Source organism: Pseudomonas sp. MM213 (genome assembly GCF_020423045.1).
In the GTDB taxonomy this organism is placed as follows: Bacteria; Pseudomonadota; Gammaproteobacteria; order Pseudomonadales; family Pseudomonadaceae; genus Aquipseudomonas; species Aquipseudomonas migulae.
This window is the reverse complement of the sequence record NZ_CP081943.1, coordinates 4393903-4409793: the sequence shown is the minus strand read 5'-3', so window position 1 is coordinate 4409793 and position 15891 is coordinate 4393903. Positions and strand designations below refer to the sequence as shown.

The following is a 15891-nucleotide window of genomic DNA, read 5'->3' as shown; positions in this document are numbered from 1 at the left end:
CGGTGTTGACGTGTTGTTATTGAGTGACGGTCTTGCAGCTGGTCAGCCAGGCGTCAGTGTCGATCTTCTGTTTTTGCAGGAAGGTCTTCTGATTCGCCCAGTGCGTGCGCAAGTAGGGTTTGAGGTCCTGAAGCTGTTTGTTGCGAGTAATGATTTCTTCCATCACCGGAACCTGTGCCTCGAGCAGCGGCTGACCGTACAACGTCGCCGACTCCACCAGGCTGCTGGCGTAGTAACGGCTGAGTTTGTGCAGGCGATCCTTCTGCTCGTCGAGCTTGCCCTTGCGCATGTCGCAACTGGCGTCTTTTTCGGCGGCTTCGCAATTGAGCTTGTAGTTTTTCTGCAGGAAATCCACGTACTGGCCGTCGTCGAGCATCTTGGTGCACAGGAACGCACCCAGATTTAGGCTGGCGCGAATCGCCTGGTCGCGGGTTTCTTCCTGCTGCTGGTTGCTGGCGCGCAGCTGGTTTTCCAGGGCCTGGAGCTTTTCCTTGAGCGCTTTGTCTTCAACGCCCGAGGCCAGCGTGTTCAGCGACTGAACCGTGCCTTTGTCGGCGGATTCGGTTTCCTTGCTGCCGGTGCCGAGTTTCTTCCAGCTGTTTTCGATACTGGCCACGCGTTCGCGAGAGGTCAGGGTCGGCGAGACCAGTACCAGGCGCAGGCCGGTGGTCTTGTTTTTTACCTGGCCTTCGGCGTTGTAGTACGGCTCTTCCTTGCGCAACGCGGTGCGCAGGTCAGCCTGGGCGGTCAGGTAATTGCCGCCGCGCACGACGTAGCCACCGGCCTGGCCATGCTGGCGGTCGAGTTTGTTCAGGCGAAACGGCTCGAACATCATTTCGTCAACGTTGCCGAGCATGTCGTGAAGGCCCAGCGGATTGGGCTTTTGCAGGCCGGACAACTGCAGTTTGCCGTTGGACGATTGCGCCCCGGCGAACCACTCGTAAGCGTTGATGCCGTCGGGCATCGGGTAGCGTGTATCGCGGAATTCCGCCGCACCGACTTCCAGGCCACCGCGCGCGGCAAACTCCCACTCGACTTCCGTCGGCAAACGCAGGAAGCCCAGGGCGCCGTCTTCTTTCGGGAGCTTGCCGGCGGCGTTCTTGCGCAGCCACAGGTTGTACTTGTCAGCCGCTTCGACGGCTTGCACCCAGCTCACGGCCACTTGCGGCAGGCGCATCTTGGTCGCGGCGGTGGGGCAGGTTTCGTCGGTCAGGGCGGCGTACTGCAACTGACTCATCTCGTACTTGGCCATCAGGTAGTAGCGGGATTTGTCGTTCTTGGCGCCGGTGAAACTGCCGGCGATAAACGTCGGTCGAGTCTGTTCGACATAGCCGTATTCCGCGCCGTCCTGACCGATGTTGATCGGGTAGTCGTCGAGCGGTCCGGTGACCGGAATGAACACCTTGCGAAACACCATCGAGCCTTCGCACGGCATCGGCAACACGACGTCGCTGGCTTCGGGCATCGGGTTGTAATACTTCTCTTCCCAGCCCGCCGCCGAAGCGTCGAGCAAGTAGCCCAGGCTCAGGGGCAACAGCAAGCCAAAACGTTTATAGCTCACGCAGACTCTCCGCAGGTTGGATGCTGATGGCGCGCACGGCGCCGATCACGGCCACCAGTGTAGCGACCAGAAAGGTCAGAAGCAGGGCGGCGAGGCCATGCCAGAGTGTGATGTGGCAGACAAAGGTGCCGGTGGCCTGGCTGCTGCCGAGCAAGTAGTCGAACAGATGACTGCCGACAGCGTAAAACCCCAATCCGCCGAGGTAGCCGGCCAGGCTCAGCAACAGCGCTTGCACGACCACGAAACCGGCGACCGCCGTGCGCTTGAACCCCAGCAGGCGCAGGACCGCGAGGCTTTTGCGCTTGCGGTCGATGTTGGCCAGGAACGCGCCGACCATCGACGCCACACAGCCAATCAATGCCGCCAGGGCAATAACACCGAAGATCAGCCCCAGCACATGGTTGATGGCTTTGACGTTGTCGATGTCGGCCAGTCGGCTCGACGTCTCGATGTGTTGTTCGTTGAGCCAGCGCTCCAGCGGCGCCACTTGGTCGATGTCGTGTGCATACACGCGAGCGCGGGCATACAGCGGTTGCAGATCACCCAGAGGCTTGCCGGTGGTGATGCCGAACGCACTGACCTGATAGCCATCGCGAAAGCGCTCCAGGTCCAGCAGCAACGGCGGGGCGACAAACCCGGCGGCGCGGCCGAAACGGGCGCCATCGAGAATCGCCAGCACGCTCAGCGACATCTCGCCGCGCTCATTCACGCCTTCCAGACGACGCAGCACGCGCAGTTGCACGCGATCGCCGACCTTGGCCTGCAAGCGTTGCGCGGCGCGGGCACTGAGGATCACTTGATCGCCGGTGGGGTTGAGTTCCGGCAGGTTCAGTTGCGGGTCGCCGGGTTCGGTGGCGATGATTTCCGCGCCTTCGACGAAGCGTTGCATGCCGATCAGCAAATCCGCCTGGGTGTTGAGCGAACGGGTCTGGCCGAGGGCAAAACCGGTCTCGGGACGCTGGCGCAGACGCTCGATCCAGGCACTGTCGTAGTTGCCGTTGCTGAGCATCTTCACTTCAAGGTTGCGCGGGTCGCGCAGCAGTTCGTCCTGCAACTGGCTGACCACCCCGTGCTTGAGGCCGAACAGCAGCAGCAACGGCGCGATCACCGCCACCAATGACGCAGCGATGCACAGCGACACCTTGCGGTCGTGCCACAGGTCTTGCAGGGCCAGGGTGCCCAGCAGGCGCAGTCGGTCAGTCCATCGGTTCAAACAGAGTCTCTCCCTGGCGGCTGATAGCGCCGAGTCGCGGCAAGCCGAAATCCTTCAACAAGGCCCAGTCATGGGATACCACGAGCGCACTCAGGCCCATGCTCGACACCAGGCTCAGCAGCAATTCAAACAGGCGCCGGGCGCTGTGCGGGTCGAGCGCGGCGGTCGGTTCGTCCGCCAACAGCAGCAGCGGTTCATGGGCAATGGCGCGAACGCAGGCCACGCGCTGGCGTTCGCCGATCGACAGCGCCTGCGGCTTTTTATCCAGCAGTCCTTGCAGGCGCAACACCTCAACCGCGTGGTCGATGTGCGCGCTGTGTGTCGACATGCCGAGCAAACGGCGCGGCAGGCTGATGTTGTCGCGCACGCTCAGAAACGGCAGCAGGCCGCCACTTTGCAAAATGAACCCCAGATGCCGCGAACGCACCGCCGCCAAAGCCGGTTGATCATCCGTGGCAAGCAGTCGGGCGATGTCCTGATCCTGCGTTGCGCCCAAGCGAAAGCGCTCAAGCTCGACCGGTGCCAGCAGCAGGCCGATGGCCTCAAGCAATGTGCTTTTGCCGCTGCCGCTCTCGCCGGTGATGGCGAGGATTTCCCCGCCGCCGATCTGCAAGTGCGGCAGGCGCACGTGATGGGCCAGCGCGCCTTCACCACGGCGCACCAGCAGGTTCCTGATATCGAGCATGGGCGTCTCGTTAAGGCATCATTTCCAGAGGCACCGGGTACACGTTGTCCCGCGCATCGCTGTCCTTGGCCAACGCCACCCAACGGTCGACGTCAGCGTTGTAACGCTGGTAGTGCCGCAGTTTGGTGTTGAGCGTACGGATGAATTTCTCCTGCGCCAGACCGTCCCAGCTCTTCCAGGTCTCTTCATCCAGGTTCAGCACTTCGCTCTGGTACGGCAGGTCTTCGATGTACTCGCCGAGCACGCCCATGTCCGCCAGTTTGGCGTTGTTGTTCTGCTTGAGCTGGTTCGGATCGGCGCCCATGGTCGCGGCCACCGAGCGCAGGCGGTCGAACATTTCCGTCGGCGAAATCAGGCCTTCGTTGGCAGCGTCGAGAATCTTCTTCATCACGTCGCTCAAGTCGCTGAGCTGGGACTTGGTCAGCAACACCCGCACGTCGGTGGTCGGGATGTTCTGCTTGATCAGGTCACGGTCGGTGATCCACGCCTTGAACACCGGCGGGGACTTGCTGTTGTTCTTCTCGCCCAGATAGGCCAGTTGCATGGCGTGGCCGATCAGCGCGGCGTCCTCGAGCATTTTCTTCTCGGCCGGGTCCTGCTTGGCGTTCGCCGCGCTGCCGATGGCGTCTTCGCCCATGTAGGCGGCTTTCACCTGTGTAGTGATCGCGGTGGCCAGTGCGTCGACCTTGCGCCCGAACTCCTGCACATCACCCGCATTCACCGGGTAGTACAGCGAGGTGTTGGTGCCTGGGTAAGTCGACAGGTTCTGGTACTGCGCCTCGGCCTTGGCGTGATCCTTGACCCCGGCCGGGGTTTTCAAGTGCAAGGTGTAAATCGCCACGCCCGGGTTGGCCGCTTCAATGCGCACCTGTGCAGCGCTCAAACCGGTCTTCGACAGTTTGTCGTCACCTTCGATAGCGCCCGCGTCGGTGATCAACACCACGTAGCGCGCACCGAATTGGCTCCAGTCGACCTTGTCGATACTCTCCATGACGCCGGCAAAGGCATCCTCATCGAAGCTGCTGCTCGACACTTTGGCCTGTTTGAGGTCGGCGATCTTGGCGAAAAAGTCGGCGCTGTCTTTCACCTTGGTAGGGTCGGCGTACATCTTGGTGGTGTATTCCAGGCCCGGCACCGCCTGGGTATTGGAACGGAAAGCCACCATGCCGAACTTGACCTGCTTGCCGAGGTTCTGCGATTCGATCTGCTGATAAACCTTGCGAATAGCTTCGCGGGTACGGTCGATGTACGGGTCCATCGAAATCGTCGAGTCGATGACAAACACCACCGCCGCGCTGAATTCCTTCAGTTGGCTGGCGGCCTTGTCTTCGGCCTCTTTGCCGCCGGACGCATTTTTGCCGGCCGCGCCCTTGGTGTCTTTTTCGTCGGGCTTGCTGACCGATGCGACATTGAGCAGGCGCGTGCGGAAACCGGCTTCGGTCATGACTTCTTCGCCGCTGAGCACGGGCAACAGGTAGAACTGCTTTTGCAGGTCGACGAAGTATTCAGGTTCTTCGGCCAGCACGCCGGGTGCTTGCTTGCCCTTTTTCAACGTGGCGCGCAGCGGGGCGACTTTGCTCACCGGGTCCGGTGCATTGAGAATGCCTTCGACCGTGGTGCGTTCCTTGAAGAACAGCAGCCGGTCGCGGTTGGCCGGGTTGGTGAAGGCCAGGGTCAGCTGCATTTTCCAGTCGGTGGTGCAGCTTGCAGGCAACCAGCCAATGGTTTTGCCGTAACTGTCGGGGCCGACTTTCAGCCACTCGGCGTTCGCCGCCTGGGCACGTTCGTACACGTAGAAACGGCTGAACACCGGTTGCGCCTCGCCTGCGGCACCCCCCGCCGTCGGGCTGATCTTGCAGCCTGGGGTGGTCAGCACACGTTGGAACAAGGTCTTTTTACCGGCCTGGATCAGCGGTTTGTCATCAGCCTGGGACAACGGGCTGATGCACAGCGCCAACAACGCAGCGCTGCTCAGCAGGAAACGACTCACGGGTGAACGCATCACTTCTGCAACTCCTCGAAACGCTGCTTGGCTTCGGCGTTGTTCGGGTCCTGGGTGAGGATCGTTTCGTACCAGTAGGCCGCGGTGGCGTTATCCGCTACCGGGAAGCACTCGCTGGCCTTCAGGTATTTCGGGTCGTATTCGCGGGCATAGGCGTTGGCGATCAGCGCGTCACCGGCCTGGGCACGGTTGGCGTACAGGCGCTGGGCGACACCGCAGTGTTTGCCGGCCTTGGCTTCGTTGATGATTTCCAGCAGCTTGGCGCTGTCGGGTGCCGCCTTGATGCAGGTCTGGACGAAGGTCAGCTCGGGCAGGCTGTTCATGCTTTCCAGCGTGCAGGCTTGTGCGTCGGCACCGGCCGGTGCGGCGGCCGCGACCGTCGGGGCAGGCGCCGGCGTGCGTTTGTAGAACCAGAACCCGGCCGCTGCTGCCAGCAGCAATACCAGCACAAGCGCGAGGCCGAGCAGGCCTTTGTTGCTCTTCTTCACCGGTGGCGGAGCAGGCGTGTATTCGCGTTCGTTGGGCACCGATTCCAGTTCGATTTCTGGCTCGGCGGTGGGCAAGATCAATTCCGGCAGTTCCGGGATTTCCGGAATCTCAGGTGCTGGTGCAGCTGGCGCGGTCAAATCTGCGCCGCCATACGTCGAGCGCGTCTGACCACCCGCCGTGGACGGCAACAGCCCGACGCCTGGCCGGACCACGCCTTTGTCGGCATGCCCCAGGCTCTGCTCGCGCAGTTCGATCTGGAATTGCGAGTTGGCGCTGCCTTCCAGCAACGGGTCGACCACTTCCGGGCCGACCTGGGCTTCAAGAGCTTCGCCACTGGCGGCGACAGTGAAGCGCGAAACCTTGAACCAGAACGGGTTGTTGCTCCAGGCCTGTTGGTCCTGGAGGTAGAAACCGTCCTGGTTACGCTGAATGGAAAATTCCAGCTGTTCTTCGCCACCCTGCCATTTCTTCACAGTAAGGCAGGCCCGGCCAGGCACATTGGGCTCTAAGGCGAGCAGGTCGACACGAATTGGCATTGCTTATCTCGCTGCGAAGGCTGTGAGCACTTGGCCCAGCCGTTCGTTCTGTTCAGGGGTGATTTCGCGACCGGCACCATGGCCGGCGTTGTCCTGCGTGATACAGGCCAGGCCCGAAAGCCAGTCGCCGAGATACCGTTGCGCCTGGTTCGCCGGTTGCGGCGGCAACTCCGGCACCTGTCCCGGACCGATGTCGGTATAGAACGAGAACAAGGGCGCTTTGGCACCGGTCCGGCTAGGTGGGCGCTCGCTCACGGGTTTCTGGAGGTAGCCGAACCAGGACACGAAATCGCGCAGCACGCGTTGTACTTCCAGTACCTGGCGCTCGACCAGTTGATCGCGACGCGCACCGCTCTGGGCACGCTTGAGGACGGCGCGGCTCAGTTGCCCCGGCAAGTCCTGGCGATAACCGGCAGTGATCAGCTCGTCGACCACCGCTTCGAGCAAGGCCTTTTCCAGTCCCAGCAGGTTGAGCAGGCTTTGCCGGGTGGTCAGTTCGCGCAAGTGCGCGACCCAGGCCTTGAAGGCCGCTTTGGCAAAACGGTGTTCGTTGCTTTGCAGTTCCGGGACCGGCGTGTGGGGCTTGCTGCTGGCCGGTGTGCTGTCGGGGCTGGCGTCATCGCCGAAATCGAAATCGAAACCGGCGTCGTTGCCGTACAGGCTCTGGCTCGGTGTCAGGGCGACCGGCTCATCGCTGACCGCTGGCTCGTCATCGGTTTCGTACACGCCGCTGAGGTACAGGTCGCGCACCTCTTCGCTCGGCATGTCGAGTTGATCGATGAGTTCGCCGAGCACCGCCGGGCGACGGCCCAGGGTCGACAGAATCATCTGCGCCTGGGCTTTCTTGGCAGCGGCGGCACCGTCACCGTCGGCGTGATACCAGGTGCTCAGACCGTGCGTGGTCAGGCCTTCAAGGCATTCGTCCAGCTGCTCGCGGATGCGCTGCAGTTTGAATTCGATATTGGCCACGCCCTTGAAACTGCCGCTGAAGTGACTGATGCCACCGTCATCGTTGCGCAGCATTTCTTTCCAGGTATTGGCAGGGTTGTTGACGTGTTTGCACACCAGCGCGTTGCTCGCAAAGCTTTCGCCCAGCGCATCGACGCGTTCCTGGTAACTGGCGTTGATCCCGGTTTCGGCGCCGCTGGCGTCCTGGACGATGAACGCAGCGTCCATGCGCGGTTTACGCACCAGGAAGGTGTTCTGGAACGGCGTGCCGGCCCAGTCGTTCATCCAGCTCAGGCTGCCGAAGCGCTCCAGCATGGTCAGCTTGACCATGCCATTCCAGCTCTCGTCGTACTGATCGGGTGTCAGGCTCAGGGAGTTGGTGATGCGTAGGTCGAGCATGGTCAATGCCCAGATCAGACCGGTGTCGCGTTTGCTGCGAGCGGCCGCGTCGGCGCCCTGGGTTTTTTCGATCCAGCGCGTCAGCACCGGGCCAACGTCGTTGACGTCGCTTTGTTTGGTTGAGCCGGTGCACACCACCAGCGCGTTCATTTCCTGATTGTCGGTGTAGCGCTCAAACAGGTACGCGACCTTGCCGCGCAGAATCAGCTGCGAGACGGAGTTGTCCTTGGTGGCGGATTCCGGGTCGCTGGAGTTGGCGATCTCGTGCAGCTTCTTGCGTCCGCGATAGCCGGGGAAGTCGAGCAGATCGACCTGGTTGACGATGTCGTCGGCCGGGGCTTCGATCAGGCAGAACGTCATTTCCGCCGTGAGTGCCGCTAGTTGCGCGACAGGAATGCCCTGGCTGTTTTGCAGGCGACCGTCGATGCGTGGCCGCACGTCGATCGGCAAGTCCCGCGGGCTGCCGAAGCGCTCGAGGATGTCGACGTTCATGATGCTGTCGCGCTGGCTGTAAGTGTCGTTTTCGAAACTCACCAAGGCCTTCAACGGCGCGAATACGGTCTCGGGCAGGCCCAGCTTGTGCAGCGCGCCGGCCAGTTGCTGATACACACGCGTCAGCTCGCTTTGCTCACCCCAAAGAATGGCGAACAGCTCGGCACGTTCCTGGAAGTTCAGGCGTGGCGCGAGCTGCAAGGCTTTCGGCCAATACAGGTGCTCGAGTTTTTTCACCGAGTTACGGAAGTTGTCGCGCAGGTAATCCCACAACGACACCAGATCGTCGGCGCTGACACCCGGCTGCATCGGCCCGGTCTCGCGACCTTCGAACGGCTTGAGGACTCGCTGGATGCGTTCTTCGTCAATCTCGTAGGAAATCCGTTCAAGGTCGAAATCCTTGAACCAGGAGTTGGCGAGAATCTTCGCCAGCTCGATTTCCCTGAACAGCGTCAGCTCCACCGGGAAATCCGGGTCCTGGCTCGGTGTGGCCCGCCGGCTGAAGCGCGTCACCAGGCCGGTGGCTTCCTTGCCGCCACCCACCGGGTTGATGTGCTTGATGAAGTCCAGGCGCTGGCCGCCGAAATCGGTTTCCAGTTTGCCGTTCTGCCCGGCCGCGAGGGCCGAGATCAGGTAGGACTTGCCCGCCTGGGACAAACCGAAAAAGCCGATGGTCATCGGCGTGCAGGCCACGCGACCGAGGCTGTGGGCCAGGTTGCGGGCGCGATGCAGGCGGATGTTCAGGTTGTCGGCTTCGCTGTCCAGACGTGGCGCGTTGACACGGGTCTGGCCAATCCATTCCAGCGCCTGACCGGCACCTTCATAAACAGCGGCCCAGCGGGTAGAGAGCTGATGTTGATCGGGGGTCAGGTCATTCATTTGCGTTTCACACTTCCACTGTCGAGCCAGTACTTGGTCTCGCTCAGGCCGGCGTCGAGCATGGTGTTGAGTTCCAGCTCGAGGTCGCTGCGCGGGTTGAAGTTGACGTTGCTGCAGTTGGATTCGATGTTGCGTACCGAGAGGCGGTCGCTGACCAGATCCTGCTTGCGTGTGTACTTGTCCGCCGGTTTGACCTCGAAGCGCACCTTGAGCAGCGGCGCGCTGCCGTTTTCACCGATCGCACGGGAGAACTTCTCCCGACCGGCCTTGGTGAAGCGCAAGGTGTACAGCGGCGAAGCGGCCCAGCGGTCGGCGGCCAGCTGACGGAAACCGAGGCGCAGATCGCCGCGCATTTCCAGCTGAGGTGTGTCGGCGGCGTCGCCCGTGCCGATTTCCGGCAGCTTGATTTTGTAGTCTTCGGACTGAATGTCGCGGTACAGCACGTCGGCATCCTTGATCACGTTGTTCAGGTCGATAACGCCGATGTTTTTGACCGTCGAATACGGTTTGAGTGCCGAAGCGCGGAAGTAGAAGTTCGGCACACTGTGGTTGGCGCACAACAGGCACAGCATAGCGCCGACCGAAGCGGTGCTTTTCGGGTCGTCGATGAGGCCGTTCTTGTGGAACGGGTACCAGCCGCCGGTGCGGTAGTTCTGCAACGCCAGGATGCGCCCCGGTGGCAGCGGCAACACCTTGCGGATGAACGCCTGAATGCCGGGCAGGCGCGAAGGGCGGCCGGTCAGCAGCAGGACGTCGCACGGGTAATGCGCGACCACTTCACACAGCGCACCGAGGATCTTGGTGATGTTGATCTGATCGTTGAGGAATGCGGCATGGAGCTTTTGCAGGTCGAAGCTGATCAACGAATCGTAGAGGTCAAAGGCGCTTTGGCTGCCGACATCACGACGCACGGCGGCATTGACGTAATCGAGCACGGTCTGGCTGATTGCGTTGTCGCCCAGCAATTGGCGGTACGTCTGGGTACTCACTTCCTGCTGGTCTTGCGGGTCGTAATGCTCGTAGGCCTTGAGCAGCGCCAGGCCCAGCGGCGCGAATACCTGCAGGTTCAGTTGCTGGCGCAGGATCATGTCCTGGGCGCTGACCGATTCGTCGCCACACAGCCGCGACATCAGCGAGACGGGCGATTTGACGCCTGAGATCTGCAAGGCTTTTTCGAAGCTCGGCAGGACGAAGTCCTGAATCACGTCCAGCAGAATGTCGTCGCCGGCCACTTTGAAGCCATCGCGAAAACGCTGCTCGGGCACGATGTGCACGTTGCTGCCGCTGCCGGTGTTGCCGGCGCGGTCGAGGCGATAGTCGGTGATCACCAGGTCGGTGGTGCCACCGCCAATGTCGATGGTCGCCAGGGTGATGCGTTCACGGTCGGTTTTGTCCGGCCGGGCGAGGGTGTCGAAAAACTCTTCCGGGTGCCCGGCGAAGTTCTCGTTGACCTCGGTGTACAGGTACACCAACTGGCCGCAGGAGGCTTCGTCCCATTCGACGCGGATGCTCGGGATCGGCGTGCGCGGGCTGACGGCCTGGTCCTGATGCGGGTCTTCCTCGCCGGCATGCCAGCCGAGGCTTTTCCACACCAGGCCGATGGCCTGCTGCATGCGTTCGTTGAGGATGCTGCGCTCGGCCTGCGGCATGCCCGGCGGCACGGTCAGGGTGATGCTGTTGAGCTGGCGCGGCACACGGGTGTGACCCTGGCGCGAGCGCTGGGCCGGGCTGTTGATTTGCGACAGCGCCTGGGCCAGGACCTCGGCGAGCATGAACGTCATCAGCGAGCTGCGCGAATAACGCGGCATGAACACCGGCAGACGATCGTCTTCTTCGAGGCTGTAAAGCGCTTCGCCGGTTTCATTGATCAGGTGCGAGAACGGCGCTGCAGTGGCGTACGGCTCGCTGTCGGTCTTGATGTACGAGCAGTTGAAGCGCCAGCCGTGGCCGTAGGCGTTTTCGTCCCACAGGTAGCGTTTCGGGCTGGACAGCCCGGTCGAGCCTTCGGTGCCGCGACGACGGCTGGCCAGACGACTGGCCTCGTTGCCGACACGGGCAATCGTCGCCCACTGGAACGCATCATGCCGGCCGCTTTTGACCGAGCAGTGGTCCTTGCCGAAGTATGCCTGGGCGAATTCCACACGGCTTTCGAACGGCAGGTTGTAAGTGTGTTCGGGGGTGATCAGGTCGCGCAGTTCCAGCACGTAGTTCTGTTTCAACCCGGAACCGGCCTGACCGTGGTTCTCGATCAGAATGCCGCAGGTGCGCGAGTTGCCGACGTCCAGCACCAGGTCCACCGGAATCGGTTTGACCAGGCCATTGCTGTCGTTGGCAACCACCTTCAATTCAGGGATTTCAACTTTCGGCCGGGCAGTCGACTGCTCCGCCGCCGATGGCTTGCTCAGAAGGCTCAGCAAGTTGAGGTAGTGCGCCAGGTGATAGTTGGCGCGGATGTCGGTGTCCAGCTCTGCGCGCGAACGGTGGGCATTGCCCTCGTTGAATACTTCCAGCAGCCACTCGTTGACCCACGGCTGGGCCAGGAACCAGCGGGTTTCGCTGGCCTTCGTCGCCAGTTTGAAGGACACGCCGGAACTGATGTCTTCTTCGTTCGGCGCCAGGTAAGCGGTGCCGTCACGCTTGGGCATCACGCGGCTGTCGAAGGCCATCGTCAGGCGGTGGGTGTTGCCGTCGATGTCGGGCGTCGCCAGTTTGACCAGGCGCATGCGCGACCAGTTGGTCGGGCCTTCGTCGAAGCGGTGCGGCGGCATGAAGCGGAAAAACGGGGTCGGCAGCCAGACACCGTCGAGCAGCTCGAGGCTGCTTTTCATGTCGACGCTGAACGCCGGTTTGGCCTTTTCGACCTTTTCCGGCTCCGGCTCGTAGAAAAAGAAGTCTTTCTCTTCGTTGTATGACAGGCGGCAGATCAACCCGCTGATCATCGGCGCGAACTCGCCCGCCGGTTCTTTGCGAGGGTCCAGGCGCAGGGCGAAATCCATGAACTGGATGCCGGTGTCGCTGACCAGCGTGACGGTGTCTTCGAATTGGGTGACTTCAGGCAACATGTCGGGTTATTCCGTTTTTATTCGGCCACGTGCCGCATGGACATGGGGAATTGTTCTTTGCCGTAACCGCCGGTGCAGTCTGCGACTGTGGTCGCCCCTTTGCGGCAGTTGACCTTGGGCATGTCGTAAGTGCTGCCATCGCCACACACGGCCTGGCCCTGACTGTCGATGGCCAAGCTGCCACCCTTCATAGTAGCGCTCACCGGCCCGGTGCATTTCGTGCCGTCGGCCTGGTGTACGGTGACTTCGCCCTTACCGTCCTTGAGCTGGTATTCCAGACGCAGCGGTTTGCCGGTCCGGCGGTCCTGAATACCGGCGCCAGCGCGGAACTGACCGTCGAGGAACTTGGCGGCACCGTCGGCGGCGTCCGGTGGAATGCTCAGGGGAGGGCCGGGTTTTGCGGCGGCGGATTTTTCGGCCTCGGGCGATGTGATATCCGGCGGCGCAGTTTTGTTTTCGGGCGGGGTGGCGGGCGATTCGGCTGCCGGGTCTTTCGCTGGGTCTTTGGCCAAGTCGGCCGGCGCTGCATCTGCCTCGTTGCCCTCGACCGCCGGCGCTTCCACTCCTTGGGTTCCGGTCACGGCGGTACCGGTGCCGGTTCCAGTGGTAGAGCCTACAACGGTGCCCGTCACCGGAACGCCGTTCAGCGTCGTGGCATTGCCGGTCAGTTGCGGTTCTTCCAGCTGTTTTTCCACCGGCACGATGCCCTCAGGCAGCAGGTCTACCGCCACCAACGGAATCGGCACGCAACCACGCAGACCAAGCAACAGCCACAAAAGCAGTAGCAGGAACGGCAGCAGCAACAGCCACCACCAGCGACGCCACCACGGACGAGCAACCACCGGCACGACGGGCGCAACGACAGGCGCGGCTTCGACCACCGGGGGCAGCGTAAACGCGGGCGGAACCTGATAGAGGCAGTGCAGGGGATCGCGATTACCGGTACCGGCATGCTCGAAACCCCAAAAGGTCAGCACCGGCTTGCCTTGCACCAGGTAGACGAAATTCTCATCGGGGAAATGAATCACGCGCTTGAGCAGTTTGCCGAACACGGCTTTGTCGCCTTGCTGCTGTTCGCCGGATTCAGTGCCCAGGAAACGCTGGCTCAATTCCTCGAGCGCGGTTTTCAGCGCTTCAAGTTGGCGGCGGGCAGGGGCGCGTTCTTCTTCGGTCGCACTGCTCCACGGGATCACATCGCCGTCGAGGCCGCTGTACCAATCGATCTGGTTACCGAGCTCATCGCTTTGAGGGATGGCCAGATGATCGACCATTTCGGGGTTCTTGCGGCGAATGGCTTCGCGCAATTGCAGGGCCGCCCGGTATACCGGTTGACCTGTTTCGCCCAAGGCTGTGAATGACCCGCTCTTGCCGCTGCGTAATAGTGCCCCGCGCATTCAAACTCCATATGTTCTGTTGCGCAAAAATGACAGACAAAGTTGTCTGTTCTTGCTCCTGCAATTAGCTGGCGACCTTAATGTCATAATGATGTCGCCGTCAATCATCCGGAGGTCCAAAACCGTATGAGACTAGCGTAAGCGTGCAGAGGTTGCATGGGGTCAATTTAAATTGGCTTGGGAAGGCTTGGGTGTAAGCTTTTTAAGCTTGCTGAATCGTTTCATCAGCGCTATAAAAAATGCACAATTCCAAGAAAGGCCTCCCCATGACTCCGCTCAAATTCGTCGTTGCCTTTGGCGCTCTGTCCGCCTCCCACGCCATGGCTTGGGATTACGTCCTGCTCGACAGCGACAAGGCTGCTCAAAACTGGCAGATCACCAGCCAGCAACTCGGTGTGAAAACCGACAAACCCTTCTCCGTGACCCTTCGTAACTTGCACGGTGGTCGGCAGGAGGGTGTCAGCATCGTCGACATCGATAACGGCACGATGAAACTCTCGGTGGTGCCGACCCGTGGCATGAACGTCCTGCAGGCATCGGTCGGCAATGTGCGCATGGGCTGGGATTCGCCGGTCAAGGACGTGGTCAATCCGTCCTTCATTGAGCTCAACGGTCGCGGCGGACTCGGCTGGCTCGAAGGTTTCAATGAGCTGGTCACCCGTTGCGGCTACGAATGGGTCGGCCACCCCGGCGTCGACAACGGCGAACTGCTGACCCTGCATGGCCGTGCTGCCAACATTCCGGCCAGCACAGTCACGCTGCATATCGACGAAAAACCGCCTTATGCCATCAGCCTGCGTGGCGAACTGAAAGAACAGGCCTTCAAGAAAGTCGACTTCTCGGTGATTACCGAGCTGGTCACTGAGCCCGGCAGCGCAGCGTTCACGCTCAACGATACCCTGACCAACAACGGCGACTATCCGAAGGAATATCAGGCGCTGTACCACAGTAATTTCAGCACGCCATTCCTGGAGCAGGGCGCCCGTTTCGTTGCGCCGGTCAAACAGGTGTCGCCGTTCAACGACAAGGCCAAAGGCGATCTGCCGGACTGGCAGACTTACCGCGCGCCGACCAAGGACTACGACGAAACGGTTTACAACGTGGTGCCGTATGGCGACGCCAAGGGTGACACGTTGACGGTGTTGCATAACAAGGCAGGTAGCCTGGGCGTTTCGGTCGGCTTTAACACTAAAACGCTGCCCGTGTTTTCGCTGTGGAAAAACACCGATACCCAAGGCCAGGGCTATGTCACCGGTCTCGAACCGGGGACCAGCTTTTCCTATAACCGGCGCTATCAGCGGCCGCTGAGGCTGGTGCCGACGATTGCGCCGAAGGAGCACAAGCAGTTTCAGATCAGTTACAGCTTGTTGGCGGACAAGGGCGCTGTGGACCAGGCGCTGAAGCGGGTGAGTGACATTCAGGGCGGGCGGGAAACCGAGGTTCGGCAGACGCCGTTGGTGGATCTGACGAAGGAGTGATTCCATCAGCTGGAGGTTGGCCGGTATTGCAGCGCTTCAGCCAGATGACCACGGGTGATGCCATCGACCTGCTCAAGGTCTGCGAGGGTTCGAGCGACCTTGAGCAATCGATGCGCAGACCTCAACGACAGGGTCAGTCGTTCGCACGCTGTTTCCAGCCAGGTTTCGTCGATTGTGGATAACGTGCAGTGTTTGCGCAGGCCCGGCAGATCAAGGAACGCGTTCGCGCAGCCCTGGCGTTTGTGTTGACGCTCTCTGGCGTCGGCGACCAGCAACGCGGCAGTGGCGGTGTCATCGCCGGGTTTGAGTGCAGGATTCAGCGCCGTGGCTTCCCGGGCGACGGTCAAGTGCAAGTCGATACGGTCCAGCAATGGTCCTGACAGTTTGTTGCGGTAGCGCTGGACCATGTCCGGTGTACAACTGCATTTGCCACTCGGTTCGCCAAGATATCCACAGGGACACGGGTTCATCGCGGCCACCAATTGAAAGCGGGCCGGAAACCTCACGCGATCCTTGGCGCGGGAAATCACGATATGGCCGGACTCCAGCGGCTCTCGCAAAACCTCCAGCACTTTGCGGTCGAATTCCGGCATTTTGCTTAATTCCCGCCAGGTCGTTCATTTGAAGTGTTCGGTGATCCCCCGCCAAATCTCACCGAGTGGACATAGCCTTTGCCGGCTGGCTTTTTTTCACCTTTAGAAAGACAAGGCTCTATCCGATAGGGAGTGCGCCTGGACAAATCCATCTGTGCCA

9 protein-coding genes and 1 pseudogene are annotated in these 15891 nt (G+C 61.3%); 1 reads left to right on the top strand and 9 read right to left on the bottom strand.

What is annotated here, in order from left to right:
- Nucleotides 1-16 precede the first annotated feature (16 nt).
- Genes K5R88_RS20185 through K5R88_RS20150 form a run of 8 tightly spaced genes read right to left on the bottom strand, consistent with a single transcriptional unit; the run spans nucleotide 17 to nucleotide 13660 of the window.
- Nucleotides 17-1561, bottom strand: a complete 1545-nt coding sequence (locus K5R88_RS20185; RefSeq protein WP_008037965.1) for an SUMF1/EgtB/PvdO family nonheme iron enzyme — start codon at nucleotides 1559-1561, stop codon at nucleotides 17-19.
- Nucleotides 1551-2774: an ABC transporter permease gene (locus K5R88_RS20180; RefSeq protein WP_008030528.1), complete on the bottom strand. Its 1224-nt coding sequence runs from the start codon at nucleotides 2772-2774 to the stop codon at nucleotides 1551-1553. Before K5R88_RS20180 ends, K5R88_RS20185 begins: the two co-directional genes overlap by 11 nt.
- Complete coding sequence (locus K5R88_RS20175) at nucleotides 2758-3459, bottom strand: ABC transporter ATP-binding protein (protein WP_226298250.1); 702 nt, start codon at nucleotides 3457-3459, stop codon at nucleotides 2758-2760. Before K5R88_RS20175 ends, K5R88_RS20180 begins: the two co-directional genes overlap by 17 nt.
- 10 nt (nucleotides 3460-3469) lie before the next feature.
- A complete protein-coding gene (locus tag K5R88_RS20170; protein ID WP_223450135.1) occupies nucleotides 3470-5461 on the bottom strand; it encodes a vWA domain-containing protein in 1992 nt (663 codons plus the stop codon).
- Nucleotides 5461-6486 (bottom strand): hypothetical protein, encoded by a 1026-nt coding sequence (locus K5R88_RS20165; protein WP_223434001.1) that lies wholly within the window; start codon nucleotides 6484-6486, stop codon nucleotides 5461-5463. The genes K5R88_RS20170 and K5R88_RS20165 overlap by 1 nt, the downstream gene beginning before the upstream one ends.
- A 3-nt stretch (nucleotides 6487-6489) precedes the next feature.
- Complete coding sequence (locus K5R88_RS20160; RefSeq protein ID WP_223450044.1) at nucleotides 6490-9204, bottom strand: putative virulence factor; 2715 nt, start codon at nucleotides 9202-9204, stop codon at nucleotides 6490-6492.
- Nucleotides 9201-12266, bottom strand: a complete 3066-nt coding sequence (locus K5R88_RS20155) for a virulence factor SrfB (protein ID WP_008037957.1) — start codon at nucleotides 12264-12266, stop codon at nucleotides 9201-9203. Before K5R88_RS20155 ends, K5R88_RS20160 begins: the two co-directional genes overlap by 4 nt.
- Nucleotides 12267-12283: 17 nt before the next feature.
- A complete protein-coding gene (locus tag K5R88_RS20150) occupies nucleotides 12284-13660 on the bottom strand; it encodes an SrfA family protein (protein ID WP_226298249.1) in 1377 nt (458 codons plus the stop codon).
- A 266-nt stretch (nucleotides 13661-13926) separates the two neighbouring features.
- Between K5R88_RS20150 and K5R88_RS20145 the strand changes: the two genes are divergently transcribed.
- Nucleotides 13927-15138 carry an aldose 1-epimerase family protein gene (locus K5R88_RS20145; RefSeq protein WP_226298248.1) on the top strand — a complete coding sequence of 404 codons (1212 nt, stop codon included), beginning with the start codon at nucleotides 13927-13929 and terminating at the stop codon, nucleotides 15136-15138.
- A 5-nt stretch (nucleotides 15139-15143) separates the two neighbouring features.
- On the opposite strand, the pseudogene K5R88_RS20140 reads toward K5R88_RS20145, so the two are convergent.
- A pseudogene (locus tag K5R88_RS20140) lies at nucleotides 15144-15740 on the bottom strand (ATP-binding protein); the annotation flags it as partial.
- Between the last annotated feature and the right edge of the window lie 151 nt (nucleotides 15741-15891).